We start from the raw sequence: 15,666 nt of genomic DNA, 5'->3' as shown, positions 1-15,666 counted from the left end.
GCGACCGTGATCGGACTCACAGTCGAGCGTGCTACTTCTGATCGACGGGGACAACCCCCACCAGGGGGTGACTCGACTGTGAGTCCGCAGATGCGTTGTTAGGAAAAGGAAAATGGCGCAGGTGCGGAGGAAGCCCCGGTGTCCATTCGGTACAGGTGGTCGTGAGTGGCAAGTGTCGTTCTAACGGCACTTACCACTCACGACCAACTCGGCCGATCCGCGTTCGCCCCCGTGATCACCGTGGCGACCCGGTCCCCCGGGAGATCGTGCACGGTCAGCGCGGCCAGGCCGGCGGCACCCGCGGGTTCCGGGAGGACGCCGAGAGTTTCCGCGCCCAGGCGCATGGCCGCGCGGAGATCGTCGTCGCGGACCAGCACGAAGTCGTCGACCAGCGACCGCAGCCGCCGCACGGATTCCGGCTCCGGGGCCCTGATCGTGATACCCGCGGCGAACGAACTGCTCCGATCGACGGTGACCGGCTCGCCTGCCCGCCAGCTCTTCGCCATCGCCTGCGCCGACTCAGTCCCGACGCCGACGATCCGGACGTCCGGCGAATGGGCCTTGAGCCAGAGCGCCACACCGGCGATCAGTGCGCCGTCGCCGACCGGGAGCACGACCGTGTCGATCCCGCTTTCCCTCGCCAATTCCAGGCCGATCGTGCCCGCCCCCTCGGAGATCGCGGGCTCCCGGCCGTCGACGACGAAGACGCGGTCTGGGGCTTCGTCGGCGAAGGCTGCAGCGGCGTCTTTCGCCTCGCCGTCGACGCGGCGCACCCGCGCGCCCAGCGCCTTCATCCTCCGCAGTTTGACCGGGGAGATGTCGGCGGGGACGAACACTTCGGCCCGCAGACCGCGCTTCCGGGCGGCGAACGCGACGGCCTGCCCGAAGTTGCCGCTGGTCCCGCAGACCAGCGTGGTGCCCGGCTCCAGCCCGGCGGCGTAGTAGTCCACGCCGCGGCCTTTGAAGCTGCGCAACGGGTTCAGCGTCTCGACCTTCACCAGCACACGACGTCCCAGTCGTTCGTTCAGCTGTCCGTCCTCGTACTGCGGGGAATTCAGGAAAAGGGGATCGATCACCTTCGCCGCCTCGGCGACGTGGTCCAGCTGCAGGTCGATGTCGGTCATGACACCCAAGCTAGGCCGGAAGACGATCATGCCGATTGTAAATTTTCCCGTCCGCGTGCAAGATTCTTGCGTGACCTTGGACGAGATCGACCACCTTTTGCTCGACCTGGTCCAGGTCGACGCCGCCCGCCCGCTGCACGACCTGGGTGACGCCGTCGGGCTTTCCCCGAGCGCGGTCCAGCGGCGGCTGACCCGGCTGCGCGCCGCGGGCGTGATCCGCGCCCAGGTCGCCGTGCTCGATCCGGAGGCGCTGAGCGCCGCGATGACGTCGGTCATCCTGGTCGCGCTGACCGACGACGACGAGAAGAGCCACAAGGCGTTCCGCGAGCGCATGCTGGCCGAACCCCGCGTCCAGCACTGCTACAGCATCGTCGGGCAGTGGGACTACGTCGTCGTCCTGCTCACCGCGGATCTCAAGGCGAGCCGGTACCTGTCCCGGAAGCTGTTCGCCGAGCACGTCAAACGGTTCGAGACCCTGCCCGCCTTCGAGGTGGTCAAGTCCAGCCAGGCCGTGCCGGTGCCCGGTGTCAGCCGTGGATCCGGCCGGTGAGTTCGGCCAGCCGCGACCCCGAACCGCTCCACCGCAGCGCGATGATCTCCGCCGCGATCGACACCGCGGTCTCCTCCGGCGTCCGCGCGCCGAGATCGAGACCGATCGGCGAGGACAGCCGTTCGAGTTCCGCCTCGGTGACCCCGGCCTCGCGCAGCCGCGAGAACCGGTCGTCGTGGGTCTTACGCGAACCCATCGCGCCGACGTAGCCGACGTCGAGGCGCAACGCGACCTCCAGCAGCGGCACGTCGAACTTGGGGTCGTGGGTGAGCACGGCGATCGCGGTCCGGCCGTCGATCCGGCCGGCGTCGGCCTCGGCCTTGAGGTAGCGGTGCGGCCAGTCGACGACGACCTCGTGCGCGTCCGGGAAACGGCTCTTCGTCGCGAACACGGGCCGCGCGTCGCAGACCGTCACCTGGTAGCCGAGGTACCCGCCCATCTTCGCCATCGCGGCCGCGAAGTCGATCGCGCCGAAGACCAGCAGGCGCGCGGGCGGTTCGAAGGAGTTGACGAAGACCGTCATGCCCTCGCCGCGGCGCTGCCCGTCCGGTCCGTAGTGGAGCGTTCCGGTGCGGCCGGCGACGAGCATGCCGCGCGCGTCGTCGACGACGGCGTCGTCCATCCGCGACGAGCCGAGCGAACCGGCGACCCGGTCCGGCCAGACGATCAGATGCTCGCCGACCAGGCCGTCCTGTTCGTGCTCGATCACCGTGACCACGGCGACCGGCTGTCCACTGTGGACGGATTCGACGACGTCCCCGAGTTCCGGCATCGAGTCGCGGTCGATGTGCTGGACGTAGATGTCGATGATCCCGCCGCAGGTCAGCCCGACCGCGAACGCGTCGTCGTCGGACACCCCGTAGCGCTGCAGCACCGGCGCGCGATCGGCGACCACCTGCTGCGCGAGTTCGTAGACGGCGCCCTCGACGCAGCCGCCGGACACGCTGCCGGTGACCGTGCCGTCCGGGGCGACGAGCATCGCCGCGCCGGGGCTCCGCGGCGCCGACGAGAACGTCGCCACCACCGTGCCGACCCCCACCGTCTCGCCTGCCGCCCAGCGGCGGTGCAGTTCGTCCAGTACGTCACGCATCGGCGATCTCCACCAGCAGTCGTTCCAATGTGGCCATGCTGTGTCCGGCGAGCAGCCGATCGAGATACGGGAGCGCGGCCACGATGCCGGACTGCACGGGAGCGTAACCTGCCCGCCCCGCGTGCGGATTCACCCAGAATACGACGTGCGCGAGCCGTCGCAGCCTGGCGAGCTGCTCGCCGAGCAGTCCGGGGTCGCCCCGTTCCCAGCCGTCGGAGAACACGGTGACCACGGATCGCCTGGCCACGCCGCGTTGTCCCCAGCGGTCGAGGAAGGCCCGCAGGGTCTCGCCGAGCCGGGTCCCGCCCGCGAAATCGGGCACCGCGGCGGCCGCGGCGAGCATCGCGTGCTCGGGATCGCGCAGCCGGAGCTGACGGGAGACCCTGGTGAGCCGGGTACCCAGCGTGAACACCTCGACGCGGCCCGGGGCGCGCCTCGCGACGACGTGCGCGAACCGCAGCAAGGCGTCGGCGTACGGCGCCATCGAGCCGGAGACGTCGATCAGGAGCACGAGGCGCCGGGGTTTGGTGCCTTTGCGCCGGTAGGCCAGGCGCACGGGCTCACCCCCGCCCGCCAGCATCGCCCGGAGCGTGCGCGACGGGTCGAGGGTGCCCCGCCGGGCGGCTCGGCGACGCGGCGACGACCGCGGCGGCAGGGCCGGACGGAGTTTCGCGAGCAGTTCCCGCAGGTGAGCGCGTTCGGCGACGCTCAGTTCCGCGAGATCGCGGTGCCGCAGGAGTTCGTCCTCGCTCGCCGCCACGCGGAGCTGATCGGGCTCCGCGCCGGACTCGCCCTGGCTCGGTGCTTGCGCGAGCGAGGCGATTTTCGCGCGCTTCGGCGGTGTCTGCCGCCCTCGCCGTCGTGGTCCGGCCTTCTTTTCGGCGAACCAGCTGTCGAACGCGGCGTCGTAACGCGGGAGGTCGTCGGGGTCGGCACAGAGTGTCAGCCGTCCGGCCCAGTAGAGCTGCTCGGGATCGGCGAGATCGACCTCGCCCACGGCCGCGAGGTACGCCTGGACTCGGTGCGCGTCGCACGGCAAACCGGCTTCGCGCAAGGCCTCCGCGAAGCCGGCGAACCCCGCCAGTGGATCGCTCACTCCCCCATTGTGCCCGCGTTTCGTCCTCTGGATGCGGTACTTGCACACGCAAGCACCGCGTTCAGAGGACGAAATGCGAGGTTAGCGACGGGAATCCTCGCTACGGTGACGCCATGTTCTCGTCCCGTGCCGTGCTGTCCGTCCTGCTCGCCGGTGTCCTCGGCGCGGCGGTCGCACCCGCCGCTTCGGCGGCCCCCGCCGCTTCGCCTGTCCCGGTCGTCTACGACGGCGACTCCGATTTCGCCGACATCGCGACGCTCGCGTATCTGTGCCAGGCGCACAAACAGCGCCGCATCGACCTGCGGGCGGTCACCGTCACCAACAACGGCGCCGGCATCCCCGGGCGCGCGCTGACCCATGTGCGGACGGCGCTCGGGAAATGCGGTCTCTCCGGCATCCCGGTCGCCGACGGTTCCGACACCGGCGTGAACCCGATGCCCGCCGACGGCCGCGCCTGGACCGAAAGCATCCTCAACGGCGCGCTCGGTGACGCGGGCGTGCCGGACCGCCCGTCGCACGTCCGGGCGTCGACGCTGCTCGCGGCGACGGTGCTCAAGTCCGACCGGCCGGTCGTCGTGATCGCGACCGGACCGCTCACGAACGTCGCGAAGGCGATGGACGTTCCCGGTGTGGCGCACCGGATTTCGCGGCTCGCGGTGATGGGCGGCGCGTTCGACGTCCCGGGCAACGTGTTCGGGCCCGACGCGGCCAAGTTCGACGGCACCCAAGAGGTCAACATGTGGCTCGACCCGGCCTCGGCAGACAAGGTCCTCGCCGGGCTCCGGCGCGTCGACATCGTCCCGTTGGACGCCACCGACGACGTCCCCATCACACCGTCCTATGTGGAGCGCCTGGGCCGGGAAGGCCGGACGGCGGAAGCGAAACTGGTGCACGCGATCGTGACCCAGCCCGATCTCGCGCCGTACGTCCAGGACGGGTCGGCGTTCTGGTGGGACACGCTCGCGTCGTCCGAGGTGCTCGACGCCGTGAGCCCGGTGAAGCTGCGGCGGGCGAAGGTCGACGTACGGCAGGACGGCGCCGCGGCGGGCCGTACTTACGTGACGCCGAAGGGGACTTCGCAGTACGTCGGCTACGACGCGGATCCCGTGAGGTGGGAGAACGGGTTCCTGAAGATGTTGAACGGCTAGGGTTTCAGGCCCGCGATGAGAACCTCGACCATCTTGCGCGCGTTGTAGCGGGGATCGGTTTCCGCGCCGATGCAGAGGTTCCCGACACCGCGCATGACTTCGAGCGCCTCCAGGTCGGAGCGGATCTCACCGGCCTTCGCCGCGGCGCCGAGCAGCCGGGCGCACACCGGCAAGAGGGTGTCGAGGAAGTAGGTGTGCAGCGTCTCGAACCCGGCGTTGTCCGATTGGAGGACCGCGGCCAGGCCGTGTTTGGTGACCAGGAAATCGACGAAGAGGTCGATCCAGCGCCGTAGCGCCTCGTACGGGGAATCGCTCGACTCCAGCAGTTCCGGCCCGGCTTCGGCGCAAGCGTCGACCTGGTGCCGGTAGACGGCGATGATGAGGTCGGCCCTGGTCGGGAAATGCCGGTAGATCGTGCCCATCCCGACGCCCGCCTTGGCCGCGATGTCGCGGACCGGTGCCTCGACACCCGAGGTGACGAAGACGGCGGCGGCCGCGTCGAGCAGGGTCTTCTCGTTGCGCCGGGCGTCCGCGCGTTTGCCTTTGGTGCCTTCTTCGCTCATCGCCGCTCCTTCGTCACCGCGCCCGCCACCGGGGTTGCCAAGCGGAACAGTGCTCCGTATCGTTAGCGGAGCAATGTTCCGCTTGCTTATCTTGCCATGGAGGACACCGTCATGCAGTACCGCACCTTGGGCAGGACCGGTGTGCAGGTCAGCACCCTCGCGCTCGGCGCGATGAACTTCGGCGCGATCGGGCGCACCACCCAGGACGAGGCCACCGCCATCGTCGACGCCGCCCTGGCGGGCGGGATCAACGTCATCGACACCGCCGACATGTACAGCGCCGGCGACTCGGAGAAGATGGTCGGCAAGGCCATCGCGGGGCGCCGCGACGACATCGTGCTGGCCACGAAGGCCGCCCTGCCGATGAGCGACGAGCGCAACCACCAGGGCGCGTCGCGCCGGTGGCTGGTCACCGAACTTGACGACAGCCTGCGCCGTCTCGGCGTCGACCACGTCGATCTCTACCAGATCCACCGCTGGGACCCGAAGACCGGCGACGAGGAGACCCTCTCGGCGCTGACCGATCTGCAGCGTGCGGGGAAGATCCGCTACTTCGGCTCGTCGACCTTCCCCGCGTACCGGATCGTGCAGGCCCAGTGGGCCGCCCGCGAACACCACCTGAGCCGGTACGTCACCGAACAGCCCGGCTACTCGATCCTGCAGCGCGGTATCGAAACGCATGTGCTGCCGGTGACCGAGGAGTACGGGATGGGCGTGCTGGCGTGGAGCCCGCTGGCGTCCGGCTGGCTGTCCGGCGCGATCCGGGAAGGCCGCGAGATCAGCACGAATCGTTCCGCGGTCCTTCCGCAGCGTTTCGACCTGACCCGGCCGGGCAACCGGGCCCGGCTGGAAGCCGTCGAGCGGCTGGCCAAGGTCGCCGATCAGGCCGGGCTGAGCCTGATCCAGCTCGCGCTGGGCTTCGTCGTCGCGCATCCGGGCGTGACGAGCGCGATCATCGGCCCGCGCACACTGGCGCATCTGGAGTCGCAGCTCGCCGCCGCGGACACGGTGCTCTCGGCGGACGTCCTGGACGCGATCGACGGGATCGTCGCCCCGGGCACGGATCTCGCCCCGGAGGAGAAGCACGACACGCCGCCCGCGCTGCTCGACGCGTCGTTGCGGCGCCGCTGATCTCCAGGGATCGTCAGGCGAGCAGTTTGTCCAATTTGGCGCGGACCCGGTCGAGGTCCTCGCTGTACTTGAGCACCGAACCGAGCGTTCGCGCGCCGGCCGCGGCGTCCAGTTCGGACATCCCCAGCGCGAGGAGCGCCTGAGCCCAGTCGAGGGATTCCGCCACCCCGGGCGGTTTCAGCAACTCCATCTCACGGAGCCGGTGCACCGCGGCCGCGACCTGTGCCGCGAGCCTTTCGCCCAGGTCCGGGATCTTGCGGCGCAGGATCTCGATCTCACGGCCGAGGTCCGGATGCTCCAGCCAGTGATAGAGGCAGCGGCGCTTCAGCGCGTCGTGCACTTCCCGCGTCCGGTTGGAGGTGAGCACCACGAGCGGCGGGTGTTCGGCGCGCACCTCGCCGAACTCGGGGATGGTCACCGCGTTCTCGTCGAGGAGTTGCAGCAGGAAGGCTTCGAACTCGTCGTCGGCACGGTCGATCTCGTCGACCAGCAGCACACACGGCGCCGTCTGCAACGCCTTGAGCAGCGGCCGGGAGAGCAGGAACCGTTCGGTGTAGAGGGACTGTTCGGCGGCCTCGACGTCGAGGCCGCCCCCGCCGGCCGCTTCGAGCGTCCGCAGATGCAGCAACTGACGGGGGAAGTCCCATTCGTACAGTGCCTGCGCCGCGTCGATCCCCTCGTGGCATTGAAGCCGGATGAGCGGCAGGCCGAGCGCTTCGGCCAGTCCGAGCGCGAGCGAGGTCTTACCGGTGCCCGGTTCGCCCTCGCAGAACAGCGGGCGGCCGAGCCGCAGCGCGAGGAATCCCGCCGTGGCGATGCCGTCGTCGGCGAGGTAGCCGACCGATTCGAGGGCTTCGGCCAGCTTCTCCGGCGATTCGACGGTCACGCCCCGATCGTAAGCCTCGGGGAGCGGGAGATCAGCCTGGAAGATCCTCGCGGCGGTCCACATCGTGTCCGGTGCCGAGGTCATCGCATTCGACGAGCCGCAGATCCGGACGGCCTTTGAGCCAGTCCCGCGCGCCCTTGTCCCCGGACGCGCCCGCCACGATCTCCGGCCACCAGCGGCGGCCGAGCACCACCGGATGACCGGGGACGCCGTCGTACGCGGCGCGCGCGACGGTGTTCTCGCCCGCCCCGGCCGCGACCCGGCGCACCACTTCGGTACCGACCCCGGGCAGGTCCACGAGGTGCACGACGGTGGCTTCGGCGCCGGTCGCTTCCAAGGCCTTCAGTCCCGCGCGCAGGGACGCGCCCATGCCGGATTCCCAGTCTTCGGCCACGATCGCGGACCCGGGTTCGGGCAGCAACGCGCGGACTTCGCCTGCCGAAGCGCCCAGCACCACCCGGACCGGCGCGCAGCCGGCGTCGGCGAGCACCCGCAGGGCCCGGACGACGAACGGCTCGCCGTCGAGGACTGCCAGCGCCTTCGGCCCGCCGAACCGGCGCCCGGCCCCGGCCGCGAGCAGCAGCCCTGCGACCTCAGCCATGGCTGGCTCTGGTCGGTGGCGCCGAAGCCAGATCGGCCTCGATGGCGCGGGCCGTCTCGAGCAGCGACGGCAGCAGTTCGTGCTCGACCGACTCGGGCGTCGTCCGGCTGGCGTGGGTGGAGAGGTTCACCGCGGCCACGACCTTGCCGCGCCGGTCCCGGATCGGCGCGGCGATCGAACGGAGACCCTCTTCGAGTTCCTGGTCGACCATCGCGTAACCCTGCCGGTAGACCTTTTCCAGCTCGGCGATCAGGTCCTTTTGCCTGGTCAGCGTGCGCGCGGTCAGTTTTTCGAGCTTGGCCGCGTCGAAGTAGCCGTGCAGGTCTTCGCCTTCGAGGTCGGCCAGCAGCACATGTCCCATCGACGTCGCGTGGGCCGGGAAGCGGGTGCCGACGTTGATGCTGACGGTCATGATCCGCGAAACGGCCACGCGGGCGACGTAGACGATGTCCAGGCCTTCGAGCACCGAGACCGAACTCGACTCGTGCACGTCGGCGGACAGCCGTTCGAGATGCGGCTGGGCGACCTCCGGCAGCGACAGGCTCGACAGGTACGAGTAGCCGAGTTCGAGGACCCGCGCGGTGAGCGAGAAGTACTTGCCGTCCGTGCGCACGTACCCGAGGTCGACGAGGGTGAGCAGGAACCGGCGGGCCGCCGCCCTGGTCAGCCCGGTGGAACGGGCGACGTCGCTCAGCGTGAGTTCCGCCGCGTCCGCGTTGAACGCCTTGATCACGGCCAGCCCGCGCTCCAGCGACTGGACATGGTGCGCTCCGCGCTCGGTCACCTCGCCTTCGTCCATAGGAGAACCCTAACCGTCACCCTCCTCCTTGGCGGCAGGCTCACCGAGTTCGGCCAGTACCCGCTGCGCGACGGCGAACGCCGCGTTGGCGGCCGGGGCGCCGGTGTAGACGGCGGTGTGCAGCAGGACCTCGGAGATCTCTTCGGCGGTGAGTCCATTGTGGACGGCGGCCCGGACGTGCATCGCGAGCTCGTCGTGGGCGTACAGCGCGGTGAGCGCGGCCAGCGTGACACAGCTGCGGGTCTTGCGGTCGAGCCCGTCGCGCGACCAGACCGAACCCCACGCGCCCCGGGTGATGTAGTCCTGGAACGGACGGCTGAACTCGGTGGTGCGGGCCACCGCCCGATCGACGTGCGCGTCGCCGAGGACTTCGCGGCGCACTCGCATGCCTGTCTCGTAAAGGTCTTTGCTCATCGGGCCACCTCCAGGTGTTCGAGGATCAGCGCGGTGAACCGCTCCGGCTGTTCGAAACTCCCGAGGTGCGCGGCGCCTTCGACGACCTCGAGCCGCGCGTCCGGGATGCCGCCCACGATCACCTCGGCGTGCTCGACCGGGGTGGCCGGATCCTCGGCCCCGGCGATGACCAGGGTCCGCGCCGCGATCTTGGGCAGTTCGCCGACGAGGTCCATCCGTTCGATGGCCTGACACGACGACGCGTAGCCCTCGGCGGGGACGTTCGCGATCATCTCGCGCAGGTACCCGGCCCGCTCGGGGTAGGCGGTGGCGTATCCGGCGGTCACCCAGCGGCCGACCCCGGCCTCGGCGACCGATCCGGTGCCGTTCTCGCGGACCGTCTTCGCCCTGTCCGCCCACATACCCGGCGGCCCGAGCTTCGCGGACGTGCAGCACAGCACGAGACTCCCGATCCGGTCCGGCGCGTTCACGCCGAGCCACATCCCGGTCATGCCGCCGAGCGAAAGCCCGACGACGTGGGCGCGTTCGACGCCGTGTTCGTCGAGCAGCGCGAGCAGGTCGCGGCCGAGATCTTCGAGCGTGTACGGCCCTGGCGGCACCGGGGACGCGCCGTGCCCGCGGGTGTCGTACCGGATGACCCGGAAACCCTTTTCCACCAAGGGCTTCACCTGCGGTTCCCACATTCGGTGATCGCTGCCGAGCGATCCGCTGAGTACCACGACCGGGCCGTCCGCGGGCCCTTCCGCGACGCTGTACACCTTCACCTGGTCAGACATCGAAGAACACCGTCTCGCCCTCGCCCTGCAGCCGGACGTCGAACCGGTAGCCCTCGTCCGTCCTGGTGGCGATCAAGGTGCCCCGGCGGGCTTCTGGGACCGAGGCCAGCACCGGGTCCTCGGAATTGTCGTTGTCCTCGAAGTAGATCCGGGTGACGACGCGATGCAGGAGGCCGCGGGCGAGCACCGAGACGTCGATGTGCGGCGCCTGCGTGCTGCCCGCCGGACCGGGCAGCGAGCCGGGCATGACCGTCCGGATCTCGTAGTTCCCGCCCGGGTCGGTCGGGCAGCGGCCGAAGCCCCGGAACCCGCTCGCGACGGCTCCGCGCGGGTCGTCGGGGTGGTCGAACCGGCCGTCGGCGTCGGCCTGCCAGGTCTCGATCATCGCGTCCGGGACCGGGTCGCCCGCGCCGTCGAGGACCCGGCCGTGGATCCGGATCGCGGCCGGTTCGCCCGCGGGGACGACGTCCGGCCCGTCCGGCCAGGGCAGGCCGATGGACAGGTACGGGCCGACGGTCTGGGAAGGCGTCGTCTCCGGCATCAGTGCTCGTCCTCCTCGTCTTCGAAGACCGACGCCTCGCGGCCGCGCACGACGATGTCGAACTGGAAGGCCAGCGCCCATTCGGCTTCGGTGCGGTCCAGGTCGAACCGCGCGATCATCCGCTGCCGCGCCTTCTCGTCCGGGATGGAGTTGAAGATCGGGTCCTGCGAGAACAGCGGGTCTTCCGGGAAGTACATCTGGGTGACCAGCCGCTGGGTGAACGCGCTGCCGAAGACGGAGAAGTGGATGTGCGCCGGCCGCCAGGCGTTGTCGTGGTTCTTCCACGGGTACGCGCCCGGTTTGACGGTGGTGAAGGTGTAGCGCCCTTCGCCGTCGGTCAGGGTCCGGCCCGCGCCGTCGAAGTTGGGGTCGATCGGCGACGGCCAGCGGTCCCCGGTGTGCCGGTAGCGGCCGCCCGCGTTCGCCTGCCAGATCTCCACGAGCGAATCCCGGATCGGCCGCCCGTCACCGTCGAGCAGGCGTCCGGTGACGATGATCCGCTGCCCTTGCGGCTCCCCCTCGTGCCCCTTCGTGAGGTCGTTGTCGAACTCGCCGATCCGCCCCGGCCCCAGTGCGGGCCCGGTGACCTCGGTCAGCAGATGCGGGAGCACGATCAGCGGTTCCTTGGGGTGCCGCAGCGCCGTCGACCGGTAACCGGCGTAGTCGAGCGGCGGATGCGTGCCCTCCGGATCGCGCCGGTAGCGCGGGAGCCTCAGTTCTGCGGGTGCGGACATACTGCCTCCTCCGGGCGCGGGTCGGTGAGCTCAGGCTTCGAGGACGACGGCCAGCCCCTGGCCGACGCCGATGCAGATCGCGGCCAGTCCCCAGCGGCCGCCGGTGCGGCGCAGGTGGTGGGCCAGGGTGCCGAGGATCCGGCCGCCGGAAGCGCCCAGCGGATGCCCGATCGCGATCGCGCCGCCGTTCACGTTGACGATCGCGGGGTCGAGTTTCGCCCAGTCGCGCAGGCAGGCCAGCGACTGCGCGGCGAAGGCCTCGTTCAGTTCGACCGCCGCCAGGTCCTCCCAGCCGATCCCGGCCCGCTCCAGGGCGATCTCGGCCGCGCGCACCGGGCCGATGCCGAAGACGTCGGGGTCGACACCCGCCGCGCCGCGGCCGGCGATCCGGGCCAAGGGCGCCTTGCCGAGCCGTTTCCCGGCCGCCTCGTCGCCGAGCAGCAACGCGGAAGCGCCGTCGTTGAGCGGCGACGCGTTCGCGGCCGTGACCGTCCCTTGTGGACGGAAGACCGGCTTGAGCTTCGCGAGCTTTTCCGGGCTGGAGTCCGGCCGGATGCCTTCGTCACGCTTGAGTTCGACGCCCTCCACGGGAACGACGTGATCGTCGTAGAACCCTTCGTCCCAGGCGCGGGCGGCGTTGACGTGACTGCGGACGGCGAACGCGTCCTGCTCGTCGCGGCCGATGCCGTAGCGCTCGGCGAGCAGTTCGGTGGACTCGCCGAGCGAGACCGTCCACTGCTCGGGCATCGCCGGGTTGACCATGCGCCAGCCCAGCGCGGTGGAGTACAGGGTCTGGTTGCCCGCCGGGAAGGCCTTCTCCGGCTTCTGCATGACCAGCGGCGAGCGGCTCATCGACTCGACCCCGCCCGCGACGGCGAGCGAGGCGTCGCCGACCTGGACCGACCGGCTCGCCTGCATGACGGCGTCGAGGCCGGAGCCGCACAGCCGGTTGACCGTGGCACCGGGCACGGTCGTCGGCCAGCCCGCCAGCAGCGCCGCCATCCGCGCGACGTTCCGGTTGTCCTCGCCCGCGCCGTTGGCGTCACCGAGCACGACCTCGTCCACGGTCGCCGGGTCGAGGTCGTTGCGCTCGGCCAGTGCCCGCAGCACGGTGGCGGCGAGGTCGTCGGGGCGGACCCCGGACAGCGCACCGCCGTACTTGCCGAACGGGGTACGGATGGCGTCGAACAGGAAGACGTCGGTCATGCGCTCGCCCTTTTGAGGTCTCGGAGGATGCGGAGTTCTGCCTCGGTCGGCGCCGGGGTGGTTACCAGGTCGCCCGCCACCTTCAGTTTCCACCCGGTCGCCGCGACGACCTGATCGACGTCGACCCCGGGGTGTACCTCGGTGAGCGTGAGCTCGGCGGTTTCGGGGTCGGGCCGCATCAGGCCGAGGTCGGTGACCACCAGCGTCGGCCCGGCGCCGGGGAGACCGAGCCGTTCGCGATCGCCCTTGCCGGTGCCGTGCCCGAACGAGGTCACGAAGTCGACCTTCTCGACGAACGTGCGGGTGCTCTGCCGCAGCACCACGAACACCTCGCGGCAGGACGCGGCGATCTCCGGCGCGCCGCCCGCCCCGGGGAGGCGCACCTTGGGATTGGCGTAGTCCGGGCCGATCACGGTGGTGTTGATGTTGCCGAACCTGTCCAGCTGGGCGGCGCCGAGGAAGCCGACGTCGATCCGGCCGGGCTGGAGCCAGTAGTTGAAGACCTCGGGGACGCTGACCACGGCGTCCGCGGTGTCGGCGAGTTCGCCGTCGCCGATGGACAGCGGGAGCCGGGTCGGTTTGGCGCCGAGGCAGCCGGATTCGTAGATCAGCGTGAGGTTCGGGGCGTGCCCGCGGCGGGCCAGGTTGGCGGCCGTGCTGGGCAGGCCGATGCCCACGAAACAGGACATCCCGTCGCCGAGCGCGCGAGCGGCGGCGACGCTCATCATCTCGTCGGAGGTGTACTCGGTCATGCCTTCACTCCCGTCAGCTCGTCGAGCCAGCGGGTGAAGCTCTCCCTGTCCCGGCCGATCGCGTCCCATGCCTGGTAGGCGTCGTTGTCCCGTTCGTAGTACCCCGCCGCGTACGACGGCTTCGCGCCGCCGGGAACCTCGGCGACCGCGGTGACCGCCCACGAGGGCAGCACGATCGCGCCCGGCCTGGGCTCCAGTTCGTCCACGACCTCTTCGACGGTGACCAGTGACCGCTTCGCCGCCAGCACCGCCTCTTTCTGCACACCCGTGATGCCCTGGAGCTGGATGTTGCCGGACCGGTCGGCGCGCTGGGCGTGCACGATCGTCACGTCCGGGTTGAGCGCGGGCACGGCGGCGAGCCGCTCACCGGTGAACGGGCAGGTGATGGGCTTGATCGTGTCCGTGTGCGCGGGCAGATCGGTGCCGGTGTACCCGCGCAGGACGGCGAACGGCAGCCCCGAGGCACCGGCGACGTACCGATTCGCCATGCCCGCGTGGCTGTGCTCCTCTATTTCCAGCGGTACCGGCCAAGAATGCTGGACCGCGTCACGGAAGCGGTGCAGCGAGCCGACACCGGGATTGCCGCCCCACGAGAAGATCAGCTTGCTCGCGCAACCCGCGCCGATGAGCTGGTCGTAGACGATGTCGGGGGTCATGCGGACCAGCGTCAGGCCGGTGCGGCGCTGACGGATGATCTCGTGGCCGGCGGCGACGGGAATGAGGTGCGTGAAGCCCTCGAGCGCGACGGTGTCCCCGTCGCGCACCAGCCGCGCCACGGCCTCCTTCAACGACAGCAACTCCGCCATCCACACTCCCGGAATGTTCGTATCGCGCACACGTGTTCTTCATATGAACATAGCACAGGAGATCCCGGCGCGGTATGTTTACGTCGCTCACATGAGCGGGAAAAGGAGCATGCGCGGTGTCGGCATCGACGAAGAGCGGCTACCACCACGGCGACCTGAGGGCGTCCCTGCTGACGACGGCGATGCGGATGCTCGAAGCGGGCGAGCAGTTCTCCCTGCGCGCCGTCGCCCGCGAGGCGGGCGTCTCGGCGACCGCGCCGTACCGGCACTTCGCCGACCGCGACGCCCTGGAGTCGGCCCTGGCCGCACAGGGGCTGCGCGACCTGAAGGCCGACCTCGCGCAAGGGCGCGAACTCCCGGAGTCCGCGGAGGACCTGGCCGAACTCGCGGTCGCCTACGTCGGGTTCGCCCTGCGCCGCCCGGCGCTGTTCCGGCTGATGTTCGGGAACGCCTGCGACACCGGGAGCGAGGAGCGCGTCCGAGCGGCGGCGGAGATCCACGATGTCGTGCGGCTGGCGATGACGCGGGTGTTCCCCGAGACCGCCTCGGAGGCGCTCGCCTCGGCGGGCTGGGCACTGGCCCACGGACTGGCGTACCTGCATCTCGACGGAAAGCTCCCGGCGCAGTCGGACGACGCCGTGGCCGAGCAGGTGCGCGCGGCGTTCGCCGCGGTCCTGTCCGCGCGCCCCCGCTAGGCGACCGCCTTTCCGGCGACCTCCACTCGCTCGCCCCGCCGGTCCCCACGTCGCCGCGGCCTCGCAGGGCCCCGCTCAGCTGATCCCGCTGCCGGGCGGGAACCATTCGACGGCCTTGAAGTCCCCGGTCTCGACCCGCTCGAAGGTCGCGCTGCTCAGGCACGGCGGCACGACCAGCCTGCGATCGGGATCGGGACCCCAGCCGTAGCCGAGCCTGTCGCGCTTGCCGTTGTCGTACACCGTCATCCCGACCCGGCGGTCCTTGAGCTCCGGGACGTTCGTGTCCTCGACGATCCCGGTGACCACGGCGACCGGGCCGCCGACGACCAGGCAGTCGACCCGGCCCCGGAAGTAGGCCGAGAATCCCCCGCCCGCGTGGCTCACCCGGAAGGTGCCCCTGCTCTCCGGGAAGAGTCCGTGCGCGTCGAAGGCGAACCGGACGTCCTGGCTGTCCTCGCGCAGCATCTTGGCGCTGCCGACGAGGCTCGGCTCGGCCGGCTTCCCCTTGCCCTCTTCCGCACCCGAAGCCGGGCCCGCCGCGACGAGCGTCGTGGCGAGCACCACCGCGGCACCGACGGCCGCGAGTTCTCGTGATCGCTTCATTTCCCACCCCTGGAATCCCCTGCTCGCGGAGCTTTTCCGCACTCACGACGATCCCGGGACGCCCGAGGGTGACGACTCCCCCGCGCAGGGGAAGCACCTCCCTCACAACGGGGATTTCTCAGGTTTGGGATACCAATCGCGGCACACTAGG

At 70.5% G+C, this 15,666-nt stretch carries 19 protein-coding genes; 4 read left to right on the top strand and 15 right to left on the bottom strand.

What is annotated here, in order from left to right; all coding sequences use genetic code 11:
- Positions 1 to 197: 197 nt before the first annotated feature.
- Positions 198 to 1,124, bottom strand: coding sequence for a threonine ammonia-lyase (locus IE302_RS32980; protein WP_229908076.1), 927 nt, complete (start codon positions 1,122 to 1,124; stop codon positions 198 to 200).
- A 70-nt stretch (positions 1,125 to 1,194) separates the two neighbouring features.
- Between IE302_RS32980 and IE302_RS32975 the strand changes: the two genes are divergently transcribed.
- On the top strand, positions 1,195 to 1,674 hold the full coding sequence (locus tag IE302_RS32975) for an Lrp/AsnC family transcriptional regulator (protein WP_191258361.1): 480 nt from the start codon (positions 1,195 to 1,197) through the stop codon (positions 1,672 to 1,674).
- Here the strand turns inward: IE302_RS32975 and IE302_RS32970 are convergent.
- Both IE302_RS32970 and IE302_RS32965 read right to left on the bottom strand, forming a co-directional pair.
- Positions 1,652 to 2,764 (bottom strand): XdhC family protein, encoded by a 1,113-nt coding sequence (locus IE302_RS32970; RefSeq protein WP_191258360.1) that lies wholly within the window; start codon positions 2,762 to 2,764, stop codon positions 1,652 to 1,654. The genes IE302_RS32975 and IE302_RS32970 overlap by 23 nt on opposite strands.
- Positions 2,757 to 3,860, bottom strand: coding sequence for a vWA domain-containing protein (locus IE302_RS32965; protein ID WP_191258359.1), 1,104 nt, complete (start codon positions 3,858 to 3,860; stop codon positions 2,757 to 2,759). The genes IE302_RS32970 and IE302_RS32965 overlap by 8 nt, the downstream gene beginning before the upstream one ends.
- 113 nt (positions 3,861 to 3,973) lie before the next feature.
- On the opposite strand from IE302_RS32965, the gene IE302_RS32960 reads away from it, so the two are divergent.
- Entirely contained in the window at positions 3,974 to 5,008 is a 1,035-nt protein-coding gene (locus IE302_RS32960) for a nucleoside hydrolase (protein ID WP_191258358.1), read from the top strand.
- On the opposite strand, the gene IE302_RS32955 is transcribed toward IE302_RS32960, so the two are convergent.
- Positions 5,005 to 5,571, bottom strand: a complete 567-nt coding sequence (locus tag IE302_RS32955) for a TetR/AcrR family transcriptional regulator (protein ID WP_191258357.1) — start codon at positions 5,569 to 5,571, stop codon at positions 5,005 to 5,007. The genes IE302_RS32960 and IE302_RS32955 overlap by 4 nt on opposite strands.
- A 111-nt stretch (positions 5,572 to 5,682) precedes the next feature.
- Here IE302_RS32955 and IE302_RS32950 point away from each other — a divergent pair, with 111 nt between their 5' ends.
- On the top strand, positions 5,683 to 6,702 hold the full coding sequence (locus tag IE302_RS32950) for an aldo/keto reductase (RefSeq protein WP_191258576.1): 1,020 nt from the start codon (positions 5,683 to 5,685) through the stop codon (positions 6,700 to 6,702).
- A gap of 13 nt (positions 6,703 to 6,715) precedes the next feature.
- Here the strand turns inward: IE302_RS32950 and IE302_RS32945 are convergent, their stop codons facing one another.
- From IE302_RS32945 to IE302_RS32900, 10 genes are read right to left on the bottom strand one after another with little or no spacing between them, the layout of a single operon-like run.
- Positions 6,716 to 7,588 (bottom strand): AAA family ATPase, encoded by an 873-nt coding sequence (locus IE302_RS32945; RefSeq protein ID WP_191258356.1) that lies wholly within the window; start codon positions 7,586 to 7,588, stop codon positions 6,716 to 6,718.
- 31 nt (positions 7,589 to 7,619) lie between these two features.
- Positions 7,620 to 8,189 (bottom strand): nucleotidyltransferase family protein, encoded by a 570-nt coding sequence (locus tag IE302_RS32940; protein ID WP_191258355.1) that lies wholly within the window; start codon positions 8,187 to 8,189, stop codon positions 7,620 to 7,622.
- Entirely contained in the window at positions 8,182 to 8,988 is an 807-nt protein-coding gene (locus tag IE302_RS32935) for an IclR family transcriptional regulator domain-containing protein (RefSeq protein WP_191258354.1), read from the bottom strand. The genes IE302_RS32940 and IE302_RS32935 overlap by 8 nt, the downstream gene beginning before the upstream one ends.
- Before the next feature lie 9 nt (positions 8,989 to 8,997).
- On the bottom strand, positions 8,998 to 9,402 hold the full coding sequence (gene pcaC / locus IE302_RS32930) for a 4-carboxymuconolactone decarboxylase (protein WP_191258353.1): 405 nt from the start codon (positions 9,400 to 9,402) through the stop codon (positions 8,998 to 9,000).
- Complete coding sequence (pcaD, locus tag IE302_RS32925) at positions 9,399 to 10,178, bottom strand: 3-oxoadipate enol-lactonase (protein ID WP_191258352.1); 780 nt, start codon at positions 10,176 to 10,178, stop codon at positions 9,399 to 9,401. The genes pcaC and pcaD overlap by 4 nt, the downstream gene beginning before the upstream one ends.
- A complete protein-coding gene (gene pcaG / locus IE302_RS32920; RefSeq protein ID WP_191258351.1) occupies positions 10,171 to 10,719 on the bottom strand; it encodes a protocatechuate 3,4-dioxygenase subunit alpha in 549 nt (182 codons plus the stop codon). Before pcaG ends, pcaD begins: the two co-directional genes overlap by 8 nt.
- Positions 10,719 to 11,453, bottom strand: coding sequence for a protocatechuate 3,4-dioxygenase subunit beta (gene pcaH, locus IE302_RS32915; protein WP_191258350.1), 735 nt, complete (start codon positions 11,451 to 11,453; stop codon positions 10,719 to 10,721). The genes pcaG and pcaH overlap by 1 nt, the downstream gene beginning before the upstream one ends.
- 30 nt (positions 11,454 to 11,483) lie before the next feature.
- On the bottom strand, positions 11,484 to 12,659 hold the full coding sequence (locus IE302_RS32910; RefSeq protein ID WP_191258349.1) for a thiolase family protein: 1,176 nt from the start codon (positions 12,657 to 12,659) through the stop codon (positions 11,484 to 11,486).
- Entirely contained in the window at positions 12,656 to 13,411 is a 756-nt protein-coding gene (locus IE302_RS32905) for a CoA-transferase subunit beta (protein WP_191258348.1), read from the bottom strand. The genes IE302_RS32910 and IE302_RS32905 overlap by 4 nt, the downstream gene beginning before the upstream one ends.
- Complete coding sequence (locus IE302_RS32900) at positions 13,408 to 14,217, bottom strand: CoA transferase subunit A (protein WP_191258347.1); 810 nt, start codon at positions 14,215 to 14,217, stop codon at positions 13,408 to 13,410. Before IE302_RS32900 ends, IE302_RS32905 begins: the two co-directional genes overlap by 4 nt.
- Before the next feature lie 116 nt (positions 14,218 to 14,333).
- Here IE302_RS32900 and IE302_RS32895 point away from each other — a divergent pair, with 116 nt between their 5' ends.
- Positions 14,334 to 14,912, top strand: a complete 579-nt coding sequence (locus IE302_RS32895) for a TetR/AcrR family transcriptional regulator (protein WP_191258346.1) — start codon at positions 14,334 to 14,336, stop codon at positions 14,910 to 14,912.
- A gap of 75 nt (positions 14,913 to 14,987) precedes the next feature.
- Here IE302_RS32895 and IE302_RS32890 read toward each other — a convergent pair whose 3' ends face one another.
- A complete protein-coding gene (locus IE302_RS32890) occupies positions 14,988 to 15,515 on the bottom strand; it encodes a hypothetical protein (RefSeq protein ID WP_191258345.1) in 528 nt (175 codons plus the stop codon).
- Positions 15,516 to 15,666 lie beyond the last annotated feature (151 nt).

The sequence above is a fragment of the Amycolatopsis oliviviridis genome, assembly GCF_014654365.1.
Classification (GTDB): Bacteria; Actinomycetota; Actinomycetes; order Mycobacteriales; family Pseudonocardiaceae; genus Amycolatopsis; species Amycolatopsis oliviviridis.
The sequence above is the reverse complement of the archived record's forward strand: the minus strand, read 5'-3'. Positions and strand labels throughout refer to the sequence as shown.